This is a genomic window from Micromonospora peucetia (assembly GCF_900091625.1).
Classification (GTDB): Bacteria; Actinomycetota; Actinomycetes; order Mycobacteriales; family Micromonosporaceae; genus Micromonospora; species Micromonospora peucetia.
The window spans coordinates 4,075,295-4,094,308 of record NZ_FMIC01000002.1 but is presented as its reverse complement, the minus strand read 5'-3'; the positions used below and the strand labels follow the sequence as shown (position 1 = coordinate 4,094,308).

Annotated in this window: 17 protein-coding genes; 6 read left to right on the top strand and 11 right to left on the bottom strand. The window is 72.9% G+C overall.

The window, feature by feature from the left end:
• Positions 1–18 precede the first annotated feature (18 nt).
• Together GA0070608_RS19090 and GA0070608_RS19085 are read right to left on the bottom strand one after the other, a co-directional pair.
• Complete coding sequence (locus GA0070608_RS19090) at positions 19–630, bottom strand: DedA family protein (protein ID WP_091629944.1); 612 nt, start codon at positions 628–630, stop codon at positions 19–21.
• 99 nt (positions 631–729) lie between these two features.
• On the bottom strand, positions 730–1,413 hold the full coding sequence (locus GA0070608_RS19085; RefSeq protein ID WP_411970717.1) for a class I SAM-dependent methyltransferase: 684 nt from the start codon (positions 1,411–1,413) through the stop codon (positions 730–732).
• A gap of 186 nt (positions 1,414–1,599) precedes the next feature.
• Between GA0070608_RS19085 and GA0070608_RS19080 the strand changes: the two genes are divergently transcribed.
• The gene (locus GA0070608_RS19080; protein WP_088961229.1) at positions 1,600–1,803 is read left to right on the top strand and encodes a cold-shock protein; all 204 of its coding nucleotides are present in this window, start codon (positions 1,600–1,602) and stop codon (positions 1,801–1,803) included.
• 49 nt (positions 1,804–1,852) lie between these two features.
• Here GA0070608_RS19080 and GA0070608_RS19075 read toward each other — a convergent pair whose 3' ends face one another.
• The 5 genes from GA0070608_RS19075 to GA0070608_RS19055 all read right to left on the bottom strand — a co-directional run bounded on the left by GA0070608_RS19075 (position 1,853) and on the right by GA0070608_RS19055 (position 7,054).
• The gene (locus GA0070608_RS19075) at positions 1,853–3,163 is read right to left on the bottom strand and encodes an MFS transporter (RefSeq protein ID WP_218107526.1); all 1,311 of its coding nucleotides are present in this window, start codon (positions 3,161–3,163) and stop codon (positions 1,853–1,855) included.
• Positions 3,160–3,735, bottom strand: coding sequence for an ArsR/SmtB family transcription factor (locus GA0070608_RS19070; RefSeq protein ID WP_091629942.1), 576 nt, complete (start codon positions 3,733–3,735; stop codon positions 3,160–3,162). The genes GA0070608_RS19075 and GA0070608_RS19070 overlap by 4 nt, the downstream gene beginning before the upstream one ends.
• A gap of 91 nt (positions 3,736–3,826) precedes the next feature.
• Positions 3,827–4,693 carry a hypothetical protein gene (locus GA0070608_RS19065; protein WP_091629941.1) on the bottom strand — a complete coding sequence of 289 codons (867 nt, stop codon included), beginning with the start codon at positions 4,691–4,693 and terminating at the stop codon, positions 3,827–3,829.
• A gap of 146 nt (positions 4,694–4,839) precedes the next feature.
• Positions 4,840–6,534 carry a CocE/NonD family hydrolase gene (locus GA0070608_RS19060; protein WP_091635499.1) on the bottom strand — a complete coding sequence of 565 codons (1,695 nt, stop codon included), beginning with the start codon at positions 6,532–6,534 and terminating at the stop codon, positions 4,840–4,842.
• A 4-nt stretch (positions 6,535–6,538) separates the two neighbouring features.
• On the bottom strand, positions 6,539–7,054 hold the full coding sequence (locus tag GA0070608_RS19055; protein ID WP_091629940.1) for a MarR family winged helix-turn-helix transcriptional regulator: 516 nt from the start codon (positions 7,052–7,054) through the stop codon (positions 6,539–6,541).
• A 166-nt stretch (positions 7,055–7,220) separates the two neighbouring features.
• On the opposite strand from GA0070608_RS19055, the gene GA0070608_RS19050 reads away from it, so the two are divergent.
• Positions 7,221–9,356, top strand: a complete 2,136-nt coding sequence (locus tag GA0070608_RS19050) for an MMPL family transporter (protein ID WP_091629939.1) — start codon at positions 7,221–7,223, stop codon at positions 9,354–9,356.
• A 225-nt stretch (positions 9,357–9,581) separates the two neighbouring features.
• Here GA0070608_RS19050 and GA0070608_RS19045 read toward each other — a convergent pair whose 3' ends face one another.
• Positions 9,582–10,979, bottom strand: coding sequence for a DedA family protein (locus GA0070608_RS19045; protein ID WP_091629938.1), 1,398 nt, complete (start codon positions 10,977–10,979; stop codon positions 9,582–9,584).
• 135 nt (positions 10,980–11,114) lie between these two features.
• Here GA0070608_RS19045 and typA point away from each other — a divergent pair, with 135 nt between their 5' ends.
• Positions 11,115–12,983 (top strand): translational GTPase TypA, encoded by a 1,869-nt coding sequence (gene typA, locus GA0070608_RS19040; RefSeq protein WP_091629937.1) that lies wholly within the window; start codon positions 11,115–11,117, stop codon positions 12,981–12,983.
• Between the two features lie 71 nt (positions 12,984–13,054).
• On the opposite strand, the gene GA0070608_RS19035 is transcribed toward typA, so the two are convergent.
• Positions 13,055–13,720: a class I SAM-dependent methyltransferase gene (locus tag GA0070608_RS19035; RefSeq protein ID WP_091629936.1), complete on the bottom strand. Its 666-nt coding sequence runs from the start codon at positions 13,718–13,720 to the stop codon at positions 13,055–13,057.
• Positions 13,721–13,785: 65 nt separating this feature from the next.
• Here GA0070608_RS19035 and GA0070608_RS19030 point away from each other — a divergent pair, with 65 nt between their 5' ends.
• Positions 13,786–14,643, top strand: coding sequence for a serine hydrolase (locus GA0070608_RS19030; protein WP_091629935.1), 858 nt, complete (start codon positions 13,786–13,788; stop codon positions 14,641–14,643).
• Between the two features lie 12 nt (positions 14,644–14,655).
• On the opposite strand, the gene GA0070608_RS19025 is transcribed toward GA0070608_RS19030, so the two are convergent.
• The gene (locus GA0070608_RS19025) at positions 14,656–15,453 is read right to left on the bottom strand and encodes a tyrosine-protein phosphatase (protein ID WP_091629934.1); all 798 of its coding nucleotides are present in this window, start codon (positions 15,451–15,453) and stop codon (positions 14,656–14,658) included.
• A 119-nt stretch (positions 15,454–15,572) separates the two neighbouring features.
• On the opposite strand from GA0070608_RS19025, the gene GA0070608_RS19020 reads away from it, so the two are divergent.
• Entirely contained in the window at positions 15,573–16,670 is a 1,098-nt protein-coding gene (locus tag GA0070608_RS19020; protein ID WP_091629933.1) for a mandelate racemase/muconate lactonizing enzyme family protein, read from the top strand.
• Positions 16,670–17,644 (top strand): C40 family peptidase, encoded by a 975-nt coding sequence (locus GA0070608_RS19015; protein ID WP_245715836.1) that lies wholly within the window; start codon positions 16,670–16,672, stop codon positions 17,642–17,644. Before GA0070608_RS19020 ends, GA0070608_RS19015 begins: the two co-directional genes overlap by 1 nt.
• A gap of 63 nt (positions 17,645–17,707) precedes the next feature.
• Here GA0070608_RS19015 and GA0070608_RS19010 read toward each other — a convergent pair whose 3' ends face one another.
• Positions 17,708–18,709: a TerC family protein gene (locus tag GA0070608_RS19010; RefSeq protein ID WP_091629931.1), complete on the bottom strand. Its 1,002-nt coding sequence runs from the start codon at positions 18,707–18,709 to the stop codon at positions 17,708–17,710.
• Positions 18,710–19,014 lie beyond the last annotated feature (305 nt).

The window sequence follows — 19,014 nt, the reverse complement described above, 5'->3', positions numbered from 1 at the left end:
GCCCCCCTCTGGCTCAGGTCAGGCCCCGGTGACCGCGCGCAGTCGGCGCCGGGTGCCCATCAGCACCACACCCGCCAGCAGCACGCCGACCGCCATGGTGACCAGCATCGGGCTGGACTCCCCCGGCAGCAGCCCGGTCAGCGACCGCGAGGCGGTGCCCAGCGCCAGGTAGAGACCGGCCCAGGCAGCCGCGCCGAGCGTCGCGCAGCCGAGGAAGCGCGGGTACGACATCCGCAGCCCGCCCGCCGCCAGCGGCAGCAGCGCGTTGAACACCGGTAGGAAGGGCGCGACCACCACCATCCGGCCGCCCCCGCGCTGGAGGATTCCCTCCGCCGCCGCCCAGCGCTCCTCGCCGATCCAGTCGCCGAAGCGGCTGCGCCGCAGGCGGTCGCCGAAGCGGCGGCCGGCGAGGAAGCTCAGCGACCAGCCGGCGAGGCAGCCGGCCACCACGACCGCGAAGGTGACGACGCCGGTGGTCGGGCCGCCGACCCCCATCGCGGCCAGGATCGCCACGTCGCCGGGGACCAACACCCCGAGCAGTGGTACGGCGTCGAAGAGCATCACCACCCCGAGCACCCCCATGAGCAGGGTGGTGGGGAGCTCTCCGAGCTGGGTCAGCCAATCCGACATGCCCCGTACGCTATGGCCGCCCGGCCACCCCGGGCATCGGGTCCGTTCCCCCACCGCCCCCTGGTATCGGTCTCGGGGTCGACCCTGAGAGCCCCGTGGTCACCGGGGGCGCAGCACCTGTACCCGGCGCATGGACGAGTCGACGGAGGGCTCGGTGGTCGGCACGGGGTAGCTCGCCACCGCCGTCAACACGCCCGGCGGCAGGTGGCCCCGCCCGGGGTCGCCGATCAGCACGTCGGCGCCCGTGGCGGCGGCACGTTGCAGGAAGGGCAGCACCCGCGCGGCCATCATCGGGTCGTAGAGCACGTCCCCGGCCACCAGCAGGTCCACCTCGTCTGGGTCGGAGTCGAGCAGGTCGCCGCCGGTGGCCGCCACCGTCACACGGTTGGCCCGGGCGTTGACGGTCACCGCCGCGACCGCGTACGGATCGATGTCGTTGGCGACCACCCGCTCGGCGCCGGCGAGCGCGGCGGCGACCGCCACCAGGCCGGACCCGGCGGCGAGGTCGAGCACCCGGCGTCCGGCCGCGAGTTCGGGGTGGTCCAGCAGGTGACGGGCGAGGGCCTGGCCGCCGGCCCAGACCGAGGCCCAGTACGGCGCGGGCAGGGCGTGCCCGGCGTACGCCTCCATCCGGGCCCACCAGACGATGGCGTCCTCGGCCAGGTGTAGCCGGACCTCGGGGACGAACGGGATCGGCACCAGCCGGAGCCGGTCCAGCCCGCCGCCCGGAGCGTCGATTTCCTGCTCCAGCTCGGTCAGCGCGTCGGCTGTGGCACCCCTCATCGGGGCAAGCATGCCGCAGGTCGGTGGGCACCGCCCGGCATTCGCGTCGCCCGCGCCGAGAGTTCACCGCATTACCTGCGGCACTTCGGCCAGCGGATCCGGGTTTGGCCAGCTACTCTCGGGGTAGCACCGGGCGATCATCGGTCGAAGACCGAGGGTCACCCGCTTTGGAACAGGGAGAGATGCATGGCAACCGGCACGGTTAAGTGGTTCAACTCGGAAAAGGGCTTCGGCTTCATCGAGCAGGACGGCGGAGGGCCGGACGTATTCGTCCACTACTCGGCCATCGCGTCGAGTGGTTACCGGGAGCTGAACGAGGGCCAGAAGGTCGAGTTCGAGGTGACCCAGGGGCAGAAGGGTCCGCAGGCGGACAACGTCCGTCCTCTGTAGATCCGTGCCGGTGGCGGCGGCCGGTTGACGGCCGCCGCCGCAGCGCGTCTCAGGGCAGCTTCGGCGCGACGGGCAGGTCCCGTCGCTGCCGTAGCGGCCCGATCAGCAGGATCGCCGGGGTGAGCGCCAGCCAGCCTGTCATCACCGCGATCGCGGTGCCGGCTCCGTACGCCGAGCCGACCGCCCCGGCCAGCACCGCAGCCAGCGGGATCGTGCCGTAGTTGAGCATGTGCATGCTCACCGTGACGCGGCCCAGCAGTTGGTGCGGGGTGTAGGTCTGCCGGAAGCTGCCCTTGAGCACGTTCCCGACGGCCACCCCGAAGCTGACCAGCATCCCCCCGATCGCCGGCAGGGCGAGCTGCTCGCCGGGCCCGGCGAGCGGGATGAGCAACGCCGGCGGTCCGGTGAACGCCGCCGCCAGGAACATGGCCCGGGCGGAGCCGAGTCGCCGGCCGAGTGTGGTGGCCAGCAGCGCGCCGACGATGCCGCCGAGACTCATCGCCGCGACCAGCGCGCCCACCGAGGCCGGCGCGAGTCGCGCCTCCCGGACCAGGAAGACCACCAGGACCGCCTGGTAGCCGACCAGCCCGACGTTGCTGGCCGCCCCGAAGGCGGTGAGCACCCGCAGGTACGGGTCCCGGGCGACGAACCGGAGCCCCTCGCCGATCTCCCGTCGCAGCGACCGGGAGCGCCCCGCGTGCTCGGGACGGGGTTCGACGGTGCGGATGCGGAGCAGACACGCGGCGGAGAAGAGGAAACTCAGCGCGTCGAGCAGCAGCGCGGTGACGGCGCCGGCGAGCTGCGCGGTCACACCGGCGAGACCGGGGCCGAGCACATAACTCGCCGTCTGGGTGGCCTGGAGTTTCGCGTTGCCCTCGGGCACCTGCTCGCGGCGCAGCAGCACGGGCAGGTAGACCTGGTCGGCCGTCTCGAAGAAGACCCGGGCCAGGCCGGCGCCCAGCGCCACCACGAGCAACTGCGTCACGGTGAGCGCGCCGATCGCGGCGGCGACGGGCACGCTGAGGAACAGCAGCGCGGAAGCCAGGTCGCAGACGATCATCACGGGCCGACGCGGCAGCCGGTCCACCCAGGCGCCGGCCGGCAGACCGACGAGCAGCCACGGCAGCCAGGCTGCGGCGGTCAGCACCGCGACGACGAAGGTGCTGGCGTCGAGCACGGTCACCGCGACCAGGGGCAGCGCGACGGCGGTGACATTGCTACCGACGGCGCTGGCGGTCTGGCCGGCCCAGAGCAGCCGGAAGTCCCGGTGCCGCAGCAGCCCGCCACGGGGCGTGGCGGTCGGCGCGGGCGTGGCGTGGGCGGTCCGCGTCGACGGGGTTGCGCGGGCGGGCGGCGTCACGGCGTGGCCGGGACGCCGTAGGCGAACAGGAAGACCGGCTCGCGCTGCCGCCCGTCGTCGGGCACGTCCCGCTCGGCCCACCGGGCGAGCAGGTCGTTCATCTCGCTGCCCAGCTCGGCCAGTTCCTCCGGCGTCAGGCGCAGCCACCGGTCGGTGGAGAACGGGCCCTCCCCCCAGGCGGCCCGGCTGGGGTCGTCGGTGGCCTGCCAGGCCCGGGCGAGGGCGACGTGCCGGTCCAGGTTGAGCGAGGTGGCAGCGTCGGCTACGGCCCGTGCGGCGGGGTCGGCGTCGAAGTCGGACTGGGACCACCGGACCCCGCGGGTGACCAGGCGCCACCACCGTTCCCGCCGGTCACGGGCCAGTTCGGGCGCTTCCTCGACCAGTTCGGCGCCGGCCAGCACCTTGAGGTGGTGGCTGGTGTTCGCCGGCGCCTGACCGGTCCGCTCGGCGAGCTGGCCGACGGTCGACGGGCCGTGCACCTTGAGCACGTCCATCAACCGGCGGCGCAGCGGATGGGACAACGCGGCGAGCACCCGCGAGTCGGTCACGTGGCGTACGTCGGGATTCGTCATACCGGACAGCGTGACATCGGCAACGACAGTTGCGCAACAGGTATTGCGCAACTGTCGTTGCCGGATCTGTCGGCCGCCGGGTGCGGGCTGGTCAGTCGACCAGGCGGCGGGCCAGCTCGTCGGCGACCTGTTTGGCCTGGTCGGCGGGGAGCGCGGCGGCGATCCGCTCGGCCAGGCCCGCCGGGTCCAGGCCGGCGACCACCCCGGTGACGATCGCGTCCTCGTCGACAAGGTCGCCGCCGACCTGCGCCGCGGTCGTCCGGCTCAGCGTGAGCATCTCGTTCAGCACGTTGAGGGTGGACATGTCCCTGGGGATGCCACCGCCGACGTACTGCCAGGGGATCGCCCGCAGCAGGGGGGCGATGTTCGGGTCGGCCAGTGCGGCCTTGAAGTGTCCGAGGAACTCACTACGGTCCATGCCGTCCTCCAGGAGTCCGATGGTGCTCAGGTAACGGCGGAACAGCGGGGTCTGGTCCCGGTTCGCCTTGATCGAGTCACGGAAGAAGCTGAAGTGGGTGTGCCACAGGTGGGAGTTGTCGCCGCTCGTGCGTTTGCGCAGGCGGTCCCACCGCCGGACCACCCTGCCGTCCGGGGAGTAGATGATCTCCCGAATGTCTCGGCTGTCCGAGGTGCCGGCGACGCACTGCGCGACACACCAGGCGGAGAAGCTGCGAAGGTCGTGTCTTCCACCCGCGGCGCGGACCTCGAAGAAGCCGACGTCGAGAGCGGCCGCGTCGAGGGTCAGCCCGGCGGAGTCCCGAGTCGACTCGACGACGGAGTAGTCCCTGGTCACCACCCGGTCGGAACCGCAGTGGTAGCCGCCCCGGTGGGCGGGGTCGCCGACGATGCCGACCTCGGCGGGTTCGAGGTCCTGATCGCGCGAGGTGTCGGGGTCGACGTTGAGGTGGTCGAGCAGCAGGCGGCGGACGGTCAGCAGGTTTCCCGGTGCCCGCGTCATGGGTTCCCCCTTGTATGGGTCGGGGGCCGGGCATGACGGTGACACCGCGTAGGCGATGTGGGAGCCTCACACGCAGGCCCGACCGAGTGGTGCACAGCGTCGGGCGTTGGCCCAACGATAACCCCATCGATGAATGAATGCCCAGCTCAGGAGGGGTTTTTTCGGCCAACGGAAAGCTGCGTGACAGGTGGCATGATCGGCAGGACCACTGCGGACGGACACTGCGGATCATGCAGGACCTCCCGCCATCCGGCACGCAGGGTAACGGCTGCGCCGAGAGGTTCGCCGGTGCCGGGGTTGCGCGCGTAGCGGGGATGGGCGCCGCCGGAGACCTGCACCCGCAGCCGGTGCCCCGCCGCGAACCGGTGTGCCGTGGGCCAGGTCTCCACCGGTACGCGCACCACGCCCGTGGCGTCGGCGGGGAACCGGTCGGGCGCGACCCGGACCAGCCCGTCGCAGACGTTCCAGGACCGGCCGCGCCGGTCCACGTCGCACAGTCGCACGAAGACGTCCAGGTGGGACAGCTCGCTGCGCAGATGGATCTCGGCGCGTACCGGGCCGATCACCTCGACGGGCACATCGAGCGGGATGCTGGTGAAGGTGAGCACGTCGGGCCGGGCCTCGACCGGGCGGTTGTCCACCGGCCCGGCCCGCTGGGCGACGAGCAGCGGGCCACCGAGCGAGGGCGTCGGGTCAGCCGGGTCGTAGTGGAAGCCGTCCGGCGCCGACGGGACCGGCGCGGCGGGGCTCAGCCCGCCGTCCGGGTGCAGGTGCCACGGGGTCGGCACCGACGGGGGCGGCCAGTCGGGCAGGTCCCGCCAGCCGCCGCCCGCGCCGCCGACGTGCACCCGCACCGGGGTGGTCGGACCGGTGCCGGTCCGCAGCCCCGGGCGCCGCCCGGCGAGGTGCTCGTCGAGGTGGTCCAGCCCGTCGCGTAGCGCGGCGAGGAGGAGCCCGGGGCTGCCATGGGTCCACGGCCCGACGGTCAGCCGGGGACGGGCCCCGGCCGCGCGCAGCGCCACGAAGTCACGCAACTGGGCCGGCAGGAAGATGTCGTGCCAGCCGCTCACCATCGCCACCGGCGCGTGGACCTCGGCGATCCGGTCGCCGAAGACGCGCGTACGCCAGTAGTCGGCGTCCGGGGTGTGGTGGCGCAGCCACTCCTGGAAGAACGGCACGGTGACGCCGGTGGCCACCCGGTCCGCCTCGGCCAGCGGCAGGTGGGCCAGCGCCGCGACCAGCCGGGGCTGGCCGCGCTTGAGTTCCCACTGCCGGGCCAGCCACGGCACGGTCTGCGCCTGGAGCAGCTCGGCCCAGGTGAGCACGGTGTCCAGGGCGAAGGACTCTCCGGCGTACGTCGAGTCGCGGGTGCCCGAGGCGGTCGCCACCGCGACCATCGCGCGCAGTTCCTCTCCGGCGTCGGCGGCGAGGGCCCACTGCACGAAGCCCTGGTAGCTGGCGCCGAACATGCCGAACGCGCCGGACCACCAGGGCTGGCGGCGCAGCCAGTCGAGAGTGTCGAAGCCGTCCTCGCGCTCGTGCACCAGCGGGGCGAACGTGCCGCCCGAGCCGAACGTGCCGCGGCAGGACTGGATCACCACGTGGTAACCGCGTTCGGCCACGATCCGGCCGAGCAGCCGCATCGGCCCGCCCCGCCCGTACGGGGTGCGGATCAGCACGGTGGGCGTGTCGGGCAGGTCCGGGGCGTAGTGGTCGGTACGCAGCGGCACGCCGTCGCGCACCCGCACCGGGATGTCCCGGCTGAGGGTGACCCGACGGGTGCGTGCGGGCGGCAACCGCAGCGCGGCGGTGGCGAGGCGGGTCGCCAACCGGTCGATCACCACGTCACCCGTTCGCGCGCCGGGCCGGCTCGTCCCGGGCGGCGCGCACCGCGTCGCGGTGCTCCCCCATCGAGGTGGTCATCGCGGCCATGAACCGCTGCACCACCTCCAGCTCATCGTCGCTGAAGCCGGCCATCACCTCGTCGGTGCGCCGGCCCAGGGGGCGGAAGAACTCCACGGCCAGCGCGGCGCCCCGCTCGGCGTAGTGCAGGAAGACCTTCCGCCGGTCGGCGGTGTCGCGGTCACGGCGGATGTGCCCGGCGCGCTCCAGTCGATCGATCAGGGCGGTGACCGAACCGGAGGAGAGGTTGAGCTGCTCGCCGAGGCGGCCGGGGGTGATCGGCTGGCCGAACAGCTCGGCGTCCATCACCGCGATCAGCGCCTGTAGGTCGGTGGCGTTGAGCCCGTGCAGGCCGGCGAAGGCGTGCCCGATGTGCTGCGCGTCGACCGAGTAGCGCCGCAGCTCGGCCGTGATCTGGGCGACCAGCCGATCGCGGTGCGTGTCGCGCCGCCGGTACATGCCGTGACCTGTCACGTCGGTCGCTTCCTCCTGCCGTCCGTTCCGGTTGCAGCATAACTCAGCAGTCGATAATCTCGTTTATCGAGATACTCGACGTTCGTCATGTTGCGTCGTTCGCGAGGTCTGAACGTCGAAGGAATCCCGTCGAGAGACCGTGAGGCAACCGATGTCAGTGTTCACCCGCGTGGCACGCGGACGGCTCGCCGCGTGGCTCACCGTGGTCGCCGCGATCGTCTTCGGCGCGGCCGTCTTCGGGCTACCCAAGCCCGACAACCCGGCGCCCGTGTCCTCCACCGGCCTGTCCGCGCAGTGGCAGTCGACCCAGGTGGAGCGCCTCCAGGATCAACTGCCCTCCCGCGACGTCCAGGCCGCGATCGTCGTCGTCAGCCGCACCGACGGCGGCCCGCTCACCGAGGCCGACCGCCAGGCGGTCACCGACCGGTCCGGCGACCTCGGCCAGTTCGCCGTCGGCGGACGGGTCAGCCCGCCGCAGGTCTCCCCCGACGGTGCCGTCGCGCTCGTCGCCGTACCGCTCTCCACCGGCGGCGGGCAGGAAGAGATCGCGGGCCGGATCGACCAGCTCCGCGCGTCCCTGGACGACACGCCCGGCACCCTCACCGTGGAGGTGACCGGCGGGCCCGCGTTCGCCACCGACCTGACCAAGGTCTTCGACGGCGCCGACACCACGCTGCTCGCCGTCACCGCCGCGGTCGTGGCGCTGCTGCTGCTCATCACCTACCGCAGCCCGTTCCTCTGGATCGTGCCGCTCGTCGTCGTCGCGGCGACGGAGCAGCTCACCCTACGGGCCCTCGAAACGGTCGTCCCGGCGTTCGGCATCAACCTGCCCGGCGGCGCCGTCACCGGCATCGCCAGCGTCCTCGTCTTCGGCGCCGCCACCAACTACGCCCTGCTGATCATCGCCCGCTACCGCGAGGAACTGCGCCGCGAGGAGGACCGCTTCGTGGCGATGCGCGCCGCGCTGCGCCGTACCGCCGAGCCCATCCTCGCCAGCGGCTCCACCGTCGTCCTCGGCGTGCTCACCCTGCTGCTGTCCGAGCAGGAGCTCAACCGCGCCCTCGCCATCGCCTGCGCGACGGGCGTCATCCTCGCCATGCTCTCGGCGCTGTTCGTCCTCCCGGCGGTACTGGTGACCTTCGGTCGCGGCCTGTTCTGGCCGTTCGTGCCCCGGGTCGGCGGCGAGGTCCGCGAGGGCCGGCTGTGGGGCCGGCTCGGTGCCGCCGTCGAGCGCCGTCCCGCACCGGTCGCGCTGCTCGCGACGCTGCTGCTCGCCGGGCTCGCCCTCGGTGGGCTCGGCATCCGCACCGGCCTGTCCGAGACCGAGCAGTTCCGGGTCAAGCCGGAAGCGGTCGCCGGCGCGGAGACCCTCGCCCGGTCCTTCCCCGCTGGCACGACCCAACCGGTCGCCGTGCTCACCACGCCCTCGGCGGTACGGGCCGTCACGGACGCCGTCGCGGCCGTCCCCGGCGTCGCCTCCGCACGTCCCGGTGAGGCGGGCGCCCAGGTCGCCCAGGTCGACGTCGTGCTGGAGGCCGAGCCCGGCACCGACGCCGCGAACCGGGCCGTCGAGGCGCTGCGGGACGCGGTCGCGGCGATCCCCGGTTCCGCGCCGCCCGCGGTCGACGGCGCACCCGCGTTCGACGGCGCGGTGGTGGGTGGCGCCGTCGCGGCCACCTACGACGAGAACGAGGCCAACGGCAAGGACCTGCGGCTGATCCTGCCGATCATCCTGCTGCTCGTCGGCGCGGTCCTGGTGCTGCTGCTGCGCGGCCTGGTCGCCCCGCTGCTGCTGGTGCTCACCGTGATCGCGTCGTTCTTCGCCAGCATCGGCGCGTCGTGGCTGCTCTTCGACCACGTGCTCGACATGCCGGCGCTCGACAGCGGCGTCCTGCTGCTCGCCTTCGTGTTCCTGGTGGCGCTCGGCGTGGACTACAACATCTTCCTCGTCACCCGGGCCCGCGAGGACGCCCGGCGCACCGGCACCCGGGCCGGCATGCTCTCGGCCCTGCGGGTCACCGGCGGCGTCATCACGAGCGCCGGCGTCCTGCTCGCCGCGGTCTTCGCCGTCCTGGGCGTCCTGCCGTTGATCCTGCTGACCCAGATCGGGATCATCGTCTGCATCGGCGTGCTGCTGGACACCCTGCTCGTCCGGACGGTCCTGGTGCCGGCGCTGGCGTTCACGCTCGGCGACCGCTTCTGGTGGCCCGGACGGATCGCGCGTCAGCCCGCCGAGGGCGACGCCGACGCGTCGGCGGGACACGAGGCGGTGACCGCCCGGGACTGACCGGGCCGCCGGAACTGGGGCCGTGGCGTCACCGCCACGGCCCCAGTTCCGTCAGCGCACGACCATCCCGCACGCCCAAGATCACGCCGGGCGGCCCCGGACTACGCCGGACAGCCAGGCCCACGCGGGACGGCCCAGGAGCACGCCGGACACCAGCCCACGCGGGACGGCCAGGGCCACGCGGGACGCCAGGGTCACACGGGACGCCCAGGATCACGCCGCGGCTCACGCGTCGGCGCGGACCGCCACCGGGCCGGGCTCCGCCCGGTCGTCGCCCACCGCCTTGTCGCGGGTGGCCCAGGCGACCACGAACAACGCCGTCCAGGCCACCCCGAGCAGCACCGCCGTGACACTGCCGCTGGCGGTGCTCAGCCCCAGGTAGAGGCGGGCGCCGGCGATGCCGACCACCCCGGCCGCCGCGGCGGTCCAGGCGGCCACCGCCACCGGCCAGCGCGCCCTGCGGGACAACAGCCAGGCGAGGGTGCAGAGGCTCGCCGCCACCACGGCGTTCTGCGTCGGGAACAGGGCGGCGTCCCGGCCCTCCGGCCCGCCGGCCGTCGGCCCGGCCAGGTCGACCACCACGGCCAGGACCACCAGCGGCACGAACGCCCCGACCGTGCCGACCACGCTGAGCAGGTCCGCCCGCCAGGGCCGGTTCCGCCAGGCCAGCACCGCCGCGACGACGGCCACCAGCACGATCAGGGACGACCCGCGCAGCGCCGAGACCACCGCGAGCGTGACGTCGACCGCCCCGGGCGTACGCCGGTCGGCGAACCAGTCGGCGATCACGCCGTCGAGCACCGCCAGCCCGCTGTGCCGGACCACCGCCCCGAGCACCCAGGCGATGGCGAGCCCGGCCACGAAGAGCAGCAGCAGACCGGCGACCAGGTTGATCAACAGCGTCCACGCCGGCCCGACGTACATGGCAAGCAGGAAGAACAGCACCCCGTACCGGCCGCTGAGCCAGCGCACCGGCCGAAGCCCCGCGGCGCGGGCCGCCAGCGCCCTGGCCGGGTCCGGGTTACGGCCCAACCACCGCCCCGCCAGCACCACGGCGACCAACGCGACCACCAGCACCAGCACCGCGCCGGTGGCCCGCCCGAGCAGCCGGGAGACCGTCTCGTACGACTCGCCGGCCAGGTTGCCGACGAGCACCGAGCCGCCCACCCAGGTCACCACCCCGGCCAGGTTCCACGGCGCGAACCGCCGGTACGGCATGCCGGCCGCCCCCGCCAGCCGAGGCACCAGGGTGCGGGCGAAGGCCACCCAGCGGGCGGTGAACACCCCGCGCCCGCCCAGCCGGCCCAGCATCGCGTCGGCCCGGCCCCACCGTTCGTGACCCACCCGGGCGCCCAGTCGGCCGGCGCGCAGCCGGGGCCCGTGCCGCCGGCCCGACCGGTACGCCAGTGTGTCGCCGATCACTGCTGCAACGATCATCACTGCCAGTGCCGGCGCGAGCCGCAGCGTCCCCGCGTACGCTAGGAAACCGACCAGCAGCAGGGTCGCCTCGCCCGGCACCAGCAGACCGAAGATCACGGCGGTCTCCCCCGCGACGATCATCGCGGCGATCACATAGATCAGCAGGGGCGGCAGGCCCTGTAGCGAGGTCAGCAGGTCGTGCATCGGGCCCCCATTCCCACGGGGGTCAGCATGCCAGGCGCTGAAACGGTCGGAACATCAGTTTCGGCAGAGATCCGGGCCATCTGGGGGGAGACCCCGACGCATGCCCCGGCAACCGTAGACAGGAGTATGGAGGGTATGCAGCTTCGCACCGACCTCCGCAACGTCGCCATCATCGCCCACGTCGACCACGGTAAGACGACCCTGGTCGACGCCATGTTGCGGCAGGCCGGCGCCTACGGCGCCCGCGGCGAGGTAACCGAACGGGTCATGGACTCGATGGACCTCGAACGGGAAAAGGGCATCACCATCCTGGCCAAGAACACCGGCGTGCGGTACATGCCGGCCGACGGCTCCGACCCGGTGACCATCAACATCATCGACACTCCCGGCCACGCCGACTTCGGCGGCGAGGTGGAGCGCGGCCTGACCATGGTCGACGGTGTGGTGCTGCTGGTGGACGCCAGCGAGGGCCCGCTGCCGCAGACCCGGTTCGTGCTCCGCAAGGCGCTCAAGGCGCGCATGCCGATCATCCTGGTGATCAACAAGGTGGACCGTCCCGACGCCCGGATCAAGGAGGTCGTGGACGAGGCCTACGAGCTCTTCCTCGACCTGGACGCCGACGAGGCGCAGATCGACTTCCCGATCGTCTACGCCTGCGCCCGCGACGGCATCGCCTCGCTGACCCAGCCCGCCGACGGCGCCATTCCCGACGACAGCAACAGCCTGGAGCCGCTGTTCCGCACCCTGCTGGACACCATCCCGCCGCCCGCGTACGAGGAGGGGGCGCCGTTGCAGGCGCACGTCACCAACCTCGACGCCTCCCCGTTCCTCGGCCGGCTGGCGCTGTGCCGGGTGCGGCAGGGCACCATCAGCAAGGGCCAGACGGTGGCCTGGTGCCGCACCGACGGCAACACCCAGCGGGTCCGCATCTCCGAGCTGCTGATGACCGAGGGCCTGGAGCGCAAGCCGGCCGACTCGGCGGGTCCTGGCGACATCATCGCCGTCGCCGGCATTCCCGAGATCATGATCGGTGAGACGTTGGCCGACGCGGAGGACCCGCGGCCGTTGCCGCTGATCACCGTCGACGAGCCGGCCATCTCGATGACCATCGGCACCAACACCTCGCCGCTGGTCGGCCGGGTCAAGGGCGCCAAGGTCACCGCGCGGATGGTCAAGGACCGGCTCGACAAGGAACTGGTCGGCAACGTGTCGCTGCGGGTGCTGCCCACCGAGCGCCCCGACGCCTGGGAGGTGCAGGGCCGTGGCGAGCTGGCGCTGGCCATCCTGGTCGAGCAGATGCGCCGCGAGTCCTTCGAGCTGACCGTCGGCAAGCCGCAGGTCGTCACCCGGGAGATCGACGGCAAGACCTGCGAGCCGGTCGAGCGGCTCACCATCGACTCTCCCGAGGAGTACCTCGGCGCGATCACCCAGCTCCTCGCCACCCGCAAGGGCCGGATGGAACAGCTGGTCAACCACGGCACCGGCTGGATCCGGATGGAGTGGCTGGTCCCGGCCCGGGGCCTGATCGGCTTCCGCACCGAGTTCCTCACCGACACCCGGGGCACCGGCATCCTGCACCACGTCTTCGAGTCGTACGAGCCGTGGTTCGGCGAGCTGCGCACGCGGCAGAACGGCTCGCTGGTCGCCGACCGGTCGGGCGCGGTCACCTCGTTCGCCATGATCAACCTTCAGGAGCGCGGCCAGCTCTTCGTCGAGCCGACCACCGAGGTGTACGAGGGCATGATCGTCGGGGAGAACTCCCGCTCCGACGACATGGACGTCAACATCACCAAGGAGAAGAAGCTCACCAACATGCGGGCGTCCTCGTCCGACGAGACCGAGAAGCTGATCCCGCCGCGCAAGCTGTCGCTGGAGCAGGCTCTCGAGTTCTGCCGCGAGGACGAGTGCGTCGAGGTCACCCCGGCCACCATCCGGATCCGCAAGCTGGTGCTCGACCAGACCACCCGTGGTCGGGCCGCCGCCCGCCGCAAGCACGCCGGCTGACGTACGACGACAGCCACCCGGAGCCCGGACCGCCCCGCGCGGTCCGGGCTCCGGCCGCTGTGCCGCGGAGTTCAGGCGGGACGGATGGCGAGGAAGGCGAACAGGTCGGGCACCGGGCCGAGACCGGCCTCGGCCGTGCGGACCAAGGTCAGGCCGGCGTCGGTGACCGCGTTGAGCAGGTCGGCCAGCGGGACGTGCCACGCGCCGACCCGCACCCGCACCCCGTGCGGCGACCAGGCCCGGAAGCTGCGCTCCCGCTCGGCGTACCCGCCGTCGATCACGATCCGCTCCCGGTCGGAACGGTCGGCGAACGCCCCGGTGAAACACGGGTGCACTCCCACGTGGACGAACCGCCCGCCGGGCGCGAGCACCCGCGCGGCCTCGGCGATCACCGCCGGGTAGTCCGGCACGTCGGTGTGGGCCAGCACACACGCCACCGCCGGCACCGAGGCGTCGGCCACCGGCAACGCCGCCGCGTCGGCGCGGGCAACCGGCAGGCGTGGCCGGGCGTGCCGTAGCTGCCCGGCGGACAGGTCGACCCCGACCGGATGCCAGCCCAGCGCGCGCAGCTCCGCCGCCTGGAGCCCGGTGCCGCAGCACAGGTCGAGGCAGCGGCCGGAGCCCGCGCCCAGCAGGTCACGCAGCCGGCTACGGACCTGGGTCATGTAGTCGTTGGAGGTGTCGGTGGCGAACGCCTCGTACCAGTCTGCGTACGCGTCGTAGGCGGCAACCGTCATCCCCGCACGATATGACCGATCGCCCCGCCCCGCCGCCCCGTCGGCGATCCGCTACGGTCAGCCGCATGACCTGGGACCAGCTCGACGCCCGCCTGGACGGGGTGCCCGGCACCGTGTCGGCGTACCTGGGGCGGGTCGGCGCCGCCCCCGCCTGGACCCGGCACGCCGACGAGTCCCACTACGCGGCCAGCACGATGAAAGCCGCGGTGCTCGTCGCGCTGCACCGCGCCGCCGAGGCCGGCACCCTCGACCTGGACACCCCGGCGCCGGTACGCAACGAGTTCGACTCGGCGCTGCCCGGCGCGCCCCGGTTCTCCTGCGCCCGGCACTACGACAACGACGAGGCCGTCTGGGAGCGGGTCGGCGGCGAAGCGCCGCTGCGCTGGCTCGCCCACCGGATGATCGTCCGCTCCAGCAACCTCGCCACCAACCTGGTCATCGACCACGTCGGACTGCCCGCCGTGGCCCGGGTGTGGGAGCTCGCCGGTGCCCGGCACAGCGTCACCGGCCGGGGCATCGAGGACTTCTCCGCCCGCGAGGCGGGCGTCACCAATCTCGTCACCGCCGCCGACCTGGCCGCGCTGCTCGGCGCGCTGGCCGCCGGCGCACACGCCCCGGGCCCGCTCGCCTCGCCCGCCGGCTGCGCCGCCATGCTCGACGTGCTGTTCGCCCAGGAACACCGCGAGGACCTGGCCGCCGGGCTGCCCGAGGGCACCCGCATCGCGCACAAGAACGGCTGGGTGCGCGGCGTGCGGCACGGCGCGGGGGTGGTCTTCCCCGGCGACGCGCCGCCGTACGCGATCGTCGTCTGCACCACCACCGACCTCGCCGACGGCGGCCCCTCCGGCGAGGACGAGGACGACGCCTGCCGGCTGATCGCGGGCGTCTCCGCCGCGGCCTGGGCCGCCCGACACGACCTGTGACGGTCGGAGCCGTCACTCCAGCAGGTGCGCCCGCAGCGCCGCCCGGACGTCGTCGGTCACCCCGAGCCCGTCGCGCAGGTACGCCCCGAACGACCCGTGCACCCGGTACACCTCCGCGTACGCGGCGTCCAGGTACTCCGGACGCACCTCCAGCACCGGCCGCACCGCCTCGGCGTCCAGCCCCGGCATCCGGCGCCGCATCGCCTCCAGGATGACCTCCCGCAGGCTCTCGGTCAGCCGGTTGTTCGCCAGGTAGTCCGCCCGGATCGCGGCCTCGTCCACCCCCAGCGCGCCGAGCAGCAACGCCGTCAACCAGCCGGTCCGGTCCTTCCCCGCCGAACAGTGGTAGACCAACGGCAGGTTCTCCGCCTCCGCCGCCAACCGCACCGCCGCACCGAAGCTCGCCCGCGCCGACTCCCCGCTGACGAACCACCGGTAGATCGACGCCATCGCCGCCGGGGTGCCCTGCTCCGCCAACGCCGCGTACGCGCCCAGGTCGTGCCCGAGCAGCACCGCCGAGACGTACGTGAAGACGGGGTGCTCGGCGTCGTGCACCGGCAGGTGCACCACCCTCGGTTCCCCGGCCAGCCGGTCCGGCGGGGCGACCACCATCTCCGACTGGTCCCGCAGGTCCACCACGCAGGCCGGGCCGAGCTTGGCCAGCACCGGCAGATCCTCGTCGATCAGCCGACCCAGCGCCGGAGTGCGGATCAGCACTCCCGGACGCACCTTCCGGCCATCGGCGCCGACCAGGCCGCCGAGGTCCCGCGCGTTCGGCGCGCCCACCAGTTCCCAGTCCCGTTCGCTCATGCCGGTCCTCCGCTCCGCTCCGTACCGCCATGAGACACCCCGCGCCCGCCGATTCGCTCACCACGCTCGCTCATGCCGGCCTCCCCTTCGCCTGCTCGCGTCCGTATAGGGTGCCCCACATGACGATCGCCGCGGTACGCACGCATCGGCTTTCCGCCCCCTTACACACGCCGTTCGTCACCGCGCTGCGCCGTACCACCACTGTGGAGACCCTGGTGGTGGAGGTGGTCGATGCCGACGGCCGGTCCGGCTACGGCGAGGCGCCACAGGTGTGGCAGGTGACCGGGGCGTCGGTCGCCGGTTCCGAGGCGTGCGTCCGCGAACTGATCGGCCCGGCGGTCACCGGCCGCGATGCCGACGACCTGGTGGCCCGCTGCACGGAGGTGCAACGGGTGGTCGTCGGCAACGAGGCGGCCAAGGCGGCCGTCGACGTCGCGCTGCACGACCTGGCGGCTCGGCGGCTCGGCGTACCGCTGGTCCGGCTGCTCGGAGGCACCGCCCTGCGGGTGCCCACGGACGTCACGCTCGCCGCGGGCGAGGCGGTGGACCTGGCGGCGGCGGCCCGGCAGCGGCGGGCGGAGGGCTTCGGCGTGCTCAAGCTGAAGGTGGGCACCGACGCCGCCGGCGACCTGGAGCGGGTCCGCGCGGTGCGCTCCGCCGTCGGCAACGGGGTGCGGATCCGGCTCGACGCCAACCAGGGCTGGACTCCGCGCGAGGCGGTCCGGGTGATCCGGGGCGTCGAGGACGCCGGGCTGGACGTGGAACTGGTCGAACAGCCGGTCGCCCGCTGGGACCTGGACGGGTTGGCCTGGGTCAGCGACCGGGTGGACGTGCCGATCCTCGCCGACGAGTCGGTCTTCGGCGTCCGTGACCTGGTCGAGGTGATCCGCCGCCGGGCCGCCGACATGGTCAACGTCAAGCTCGCCAAGTGCGGCGGCCTGCACCCGGCCCGGACCCTGCTCGACCTGGCCGCCGCGCACGGCCTCGGCACCGTCGTCGGGTCGATGATGGAGAGCCAGGTGGGCATCGGCGCCGCCGCGAGCCTGGTCGGCGCCTACGGCACCACGGCCGTGGCCGACCTGGACGCCGCCTGGTGGCTGGCCTGGTCGCCGGTGCGCGGCGGCCTGCGCTACGAGGGTGCGACCGTCGTGCTGCCGGACGCGCCCGGCCTCGGCATCAGCTCCGTGACTGAAGTAAAAATGCAGGCTCATAGTTGATGCCTGTCGAAAACTTTCATAGGGTCGAGGGCATTCGGCGCGAGCTGGGGGTGGACGTGGAGCTGCAACCGGGCCGGGAGGCCGTGATCCGGGTCGCCGTCGCGACCCTCTGGAGCGGCCCCGAGGCGGTACGACCCGTCGACGGCCCCGCCCTGGCCACGCGTACCGACATCGCCGCCTGGATCTCCGGCATGGACATCGACCAGCAGGTCGGCGACTGCGTGCTGACCCAGCTGCTGCTCGGCGAGCGGGTGCTCGTCACCGAGTTGCGCCCCGACGGCTGGGCGCACGTGGTGGCGGTCGAGCAGCCGGCCCCCCGGCTGCACCCGGACGGCTACCCCGGCTGGCTGCCCGTCGAGCAGCTCGCCCCGGCCGCCGGCACCGCCGACGCCGACCCGCTCGTGGTCGACGCCACCGTCACCGCCCTGCGCGCCGCCCCGGGCGGCGCCGAGGTGCTCCCCGGAGTCGTGCTCGGCACCCGGCTGACCCCCGCCGGGCCGGCGGTCGACGGCTGGCTTCCCGTGCACGCGCCGGGCCACGCCGAGCCGCTCTGGCTGCCCAGCGACGATGCCGTACCGGTGCCCACCACACCGCCGTCGGCCGACGAGATGCTGGCCGTGGCCCAGCGGCTGGTCGACGTCGTCTACATCTGGGGTGGGGTGTCGGCGTACGGCATCGACTGCTCCGGCCTCGTCCACCTGGCCGGGCGGCGGCTCGGCGTACTGCTGCCGCGCGACGCCAGCGACCAGGCGACGGCCACCACGCCGGTGCCGCTGGGCGCGGAACGCCCCGGCGACCTCTACTTCTTCGCCCGGCCCGGACGCCGGATCCACCACATCGGCATCGTCACCGCCGACCCGCGCCCCGACGACGACCGGCGGATGCTGCACGCCTGTTACCTGCAACGCCGGGTGCTGGAGGAGCGACTGCCCGACGAACGCACCGCCACCCTGGTCGGCGTGCACCGGTTCTGACCACACACGACACGAGGGGGCGCTCCCGGTCCGGGAGCGCCCCCTCGTCGTGTCGCGTACGCCTCAGTGGCGGGCGTCGGTCAGCACCCGCCGCCGGTCCCGGGAGGACTTGACCAGGCTGGCCACGGTGGCCACCGCGAGAGTGCCGAGGATGATCGTCAGCGAGAGCCAGATCGGGATGTGCGGGGCCCAGGAGACGTGCTCGCCGCCGTTGACGAACGACAGGCGGTTGTCGGCGAGGGCCTCCAGCACCAGCTTGACGCCGATGAAGCCGAGCACCACGGCCAGGCCGTAGCTGAGGTAGATCAGACGGTTCAGCAGGCCGCCGAGCAGGAAGTAGAGCTGCCGCAGGCCCATCAGCGCGAAGACGTTGGCGGTGAAGACCAGGTACGGCTCCTGGGTGATGCCGAAGATCGCCGGAATCGAGTCGAGCGCGAAGATCAGATCGGTGGTGCCGATGGCGATCATGACGATCAGCATCGGGGTGAAGATCCGCTTGCCGGTCTCCGTGTGGGTGGTCATCCTGGCGCCGTCGTAGTCCCGGGAGATCGGCAGTGCCTTGCGGCTCCACCGGATCAACATGTTCTCGGAGAACTCGTCCTCGTCCGGCTCACCCTGCCGGGCGAGGTTGATCGCGGTGTAGATCAGGAACGCGCCGAAGATGTAGAACACCCAGGAGAACTGGGAGATCAGCGCCGCGCCGGCGGCGATGAAACCGCCCCGCATGACCAGCGCCAGCACGATGCCGATGAGCAGCACCTTCTGCTGGTACTGCCGGGGCACCCCGAACCGGGCCATGATGATCACGAAGACGAACAGGTTGTCGACCGAGAGGCTGTACTCCGTCAGCCAGCCGGTGTAGAACTGCCCGGCCACGCTGGCTCCGGAGGCCAGCCAGAGGCCGGCACCGAAGAGAAGGGCCAGGGCCACGTAGAAACCGACCCAGAGGCTCGACTCGCGCACGCTGGGCTCGTGCGGTCGCCGACCGACGATCAGCAGATCCACGAGCAGGATCCCCGTCAGGGCGACGAGCGTTCCCGCCCAGACCAGTCCGGACACGTCCAAGGCTCTTTTCCTCCGGCAGACACGCAACGACGGGCACACCGTACGCCCTTGGCGGGCGCGGTGTGCCGCGACGCTGACTGTGGTGACTGTCGGAGGTCTCTTCCACCACCGCCCGAGGGCGGTGACCGACGGGCCGGGTCGAGCGTCCAGGATGGCTGATCGACCGTGCTGACGACTCCGTCGCGAGGGAATACTCCCCTCCTCGACCGTCATTGTTGCCCATCGCGGCGAGCGCCCGCAGCCCGGGCGGCCGGTGTCCTTCCCCACTCGCGAACGTCTATCGACGTGTGCCGTGACGGGGCACA

What these genes read in the sequence shown, in the direction of transcription:
- GA0070608_RS19015 (WP_245715836.1), top strand. Translation starts at nt 16,670, where the DNA reads ATGCCTGTCGAAAACTTTCATAGGGTCGAGGGCATTCGGCGCGAGCTG.
- GA0070608_RS19025 (WP_091629934.1), bottom strand. Translation starts at nt 15,453, where the DNA reads ATGAGCGAACGGGACTGGGAACTGGTGGGCGCGCCGAACGCGCGGGAC.
- GA0070608_RS19080 (WP_088961229.1), top strand. Translation starts at nt 1,600, where the DNA reads ATGGCAACCGGCACGGTTAAGTGGTTCAACTCGGAAAAGGGCTTCGGC.
- GA0070608_RS19045 (WP_091629938.1), bottom strand. Translation starts at nt 10,979, where the DNA reads ATGCACGACCTGCTGACCTCGCTACAGGGCCTGCCGCCCCTGCTGATC.
- GA0070608_RS19090 (WP_091629944.1), bottom strand. Translation starts at nt 630, where the DNA reads ATGTCGGATTGGCTGACCCAGCTCGGAGAGCTCCCCACCACCCTGCTC.
- GA0070608_RS19055 (WP_091629940.1), bottom strand. Translation starts at nt 7,054, where the DNA reads ATGTACCGGCGGCGCGACACGCACCGCGATCGGCTGGTCGCCCAGATC.
- typA (WP_091629937.1), top strand. Translation starts at nt 11,115, where the DNA reads ATGCAGCTTCGCACCGACCTCCGCAACGTCGCCATCATCGCCCACGTC.
- GA0070608_RS19050 (WP_091629939.1), top strand. Translation starts at nt 7,221, where the DNA reads ATGTCAGTGTTCACCCGCGTGGCACGCGGACGGCTCGCCGCGTGGCTC.
- GA0070608_RS19030 (WP_091629935.1), top strand. Translation starts at nt 13,786, where the DNA reads ATGACCTGGGACCAGCTCGACGCCCGCCTGGACGGGGTGCCCGGCACC.
- GA0070608_RS19035 (WP_091629936.1), bottom strand. Translation starts at nt 13,720, where the DNA reads ATGACGGTTGCCGCCTACGACGCGTACGCAGACTGGTACGAGGCGTTC.
- GA0070608_RS19065 (WP_091629941.1), bottom strand. Translation starts at nt 4,693, where the DNA reads ATGACGCGGGCACCGGGAAACCTGCTGACCGTCCGCCGCCTGCTGCTC.
- GA0070608_RS19020 (WP_091629933.1), top strand. Translation starts at nt 15,573, where the DNA reads ATGACGATCGCCGCGGTACGCACGCATCGGCTTTCCGCCCCCTTACAC.
- GA0070608_RS19070 (WP_091629942.1), bottom strand. Translation starts at nt 3,735, where the DNA reads ATGACGAATCCCGACGTACGCCACGTGACCGACTCGCGGGTGCTCGCC.
- GA0070608_RS19085 (WP_411970717.1), bottom strand. Translation starts at nt 1,413, where the DNA reads ATGAGGGGTGCCACAGCCGACGCGCTGACCGAGCTGGAGCAGGAAATC.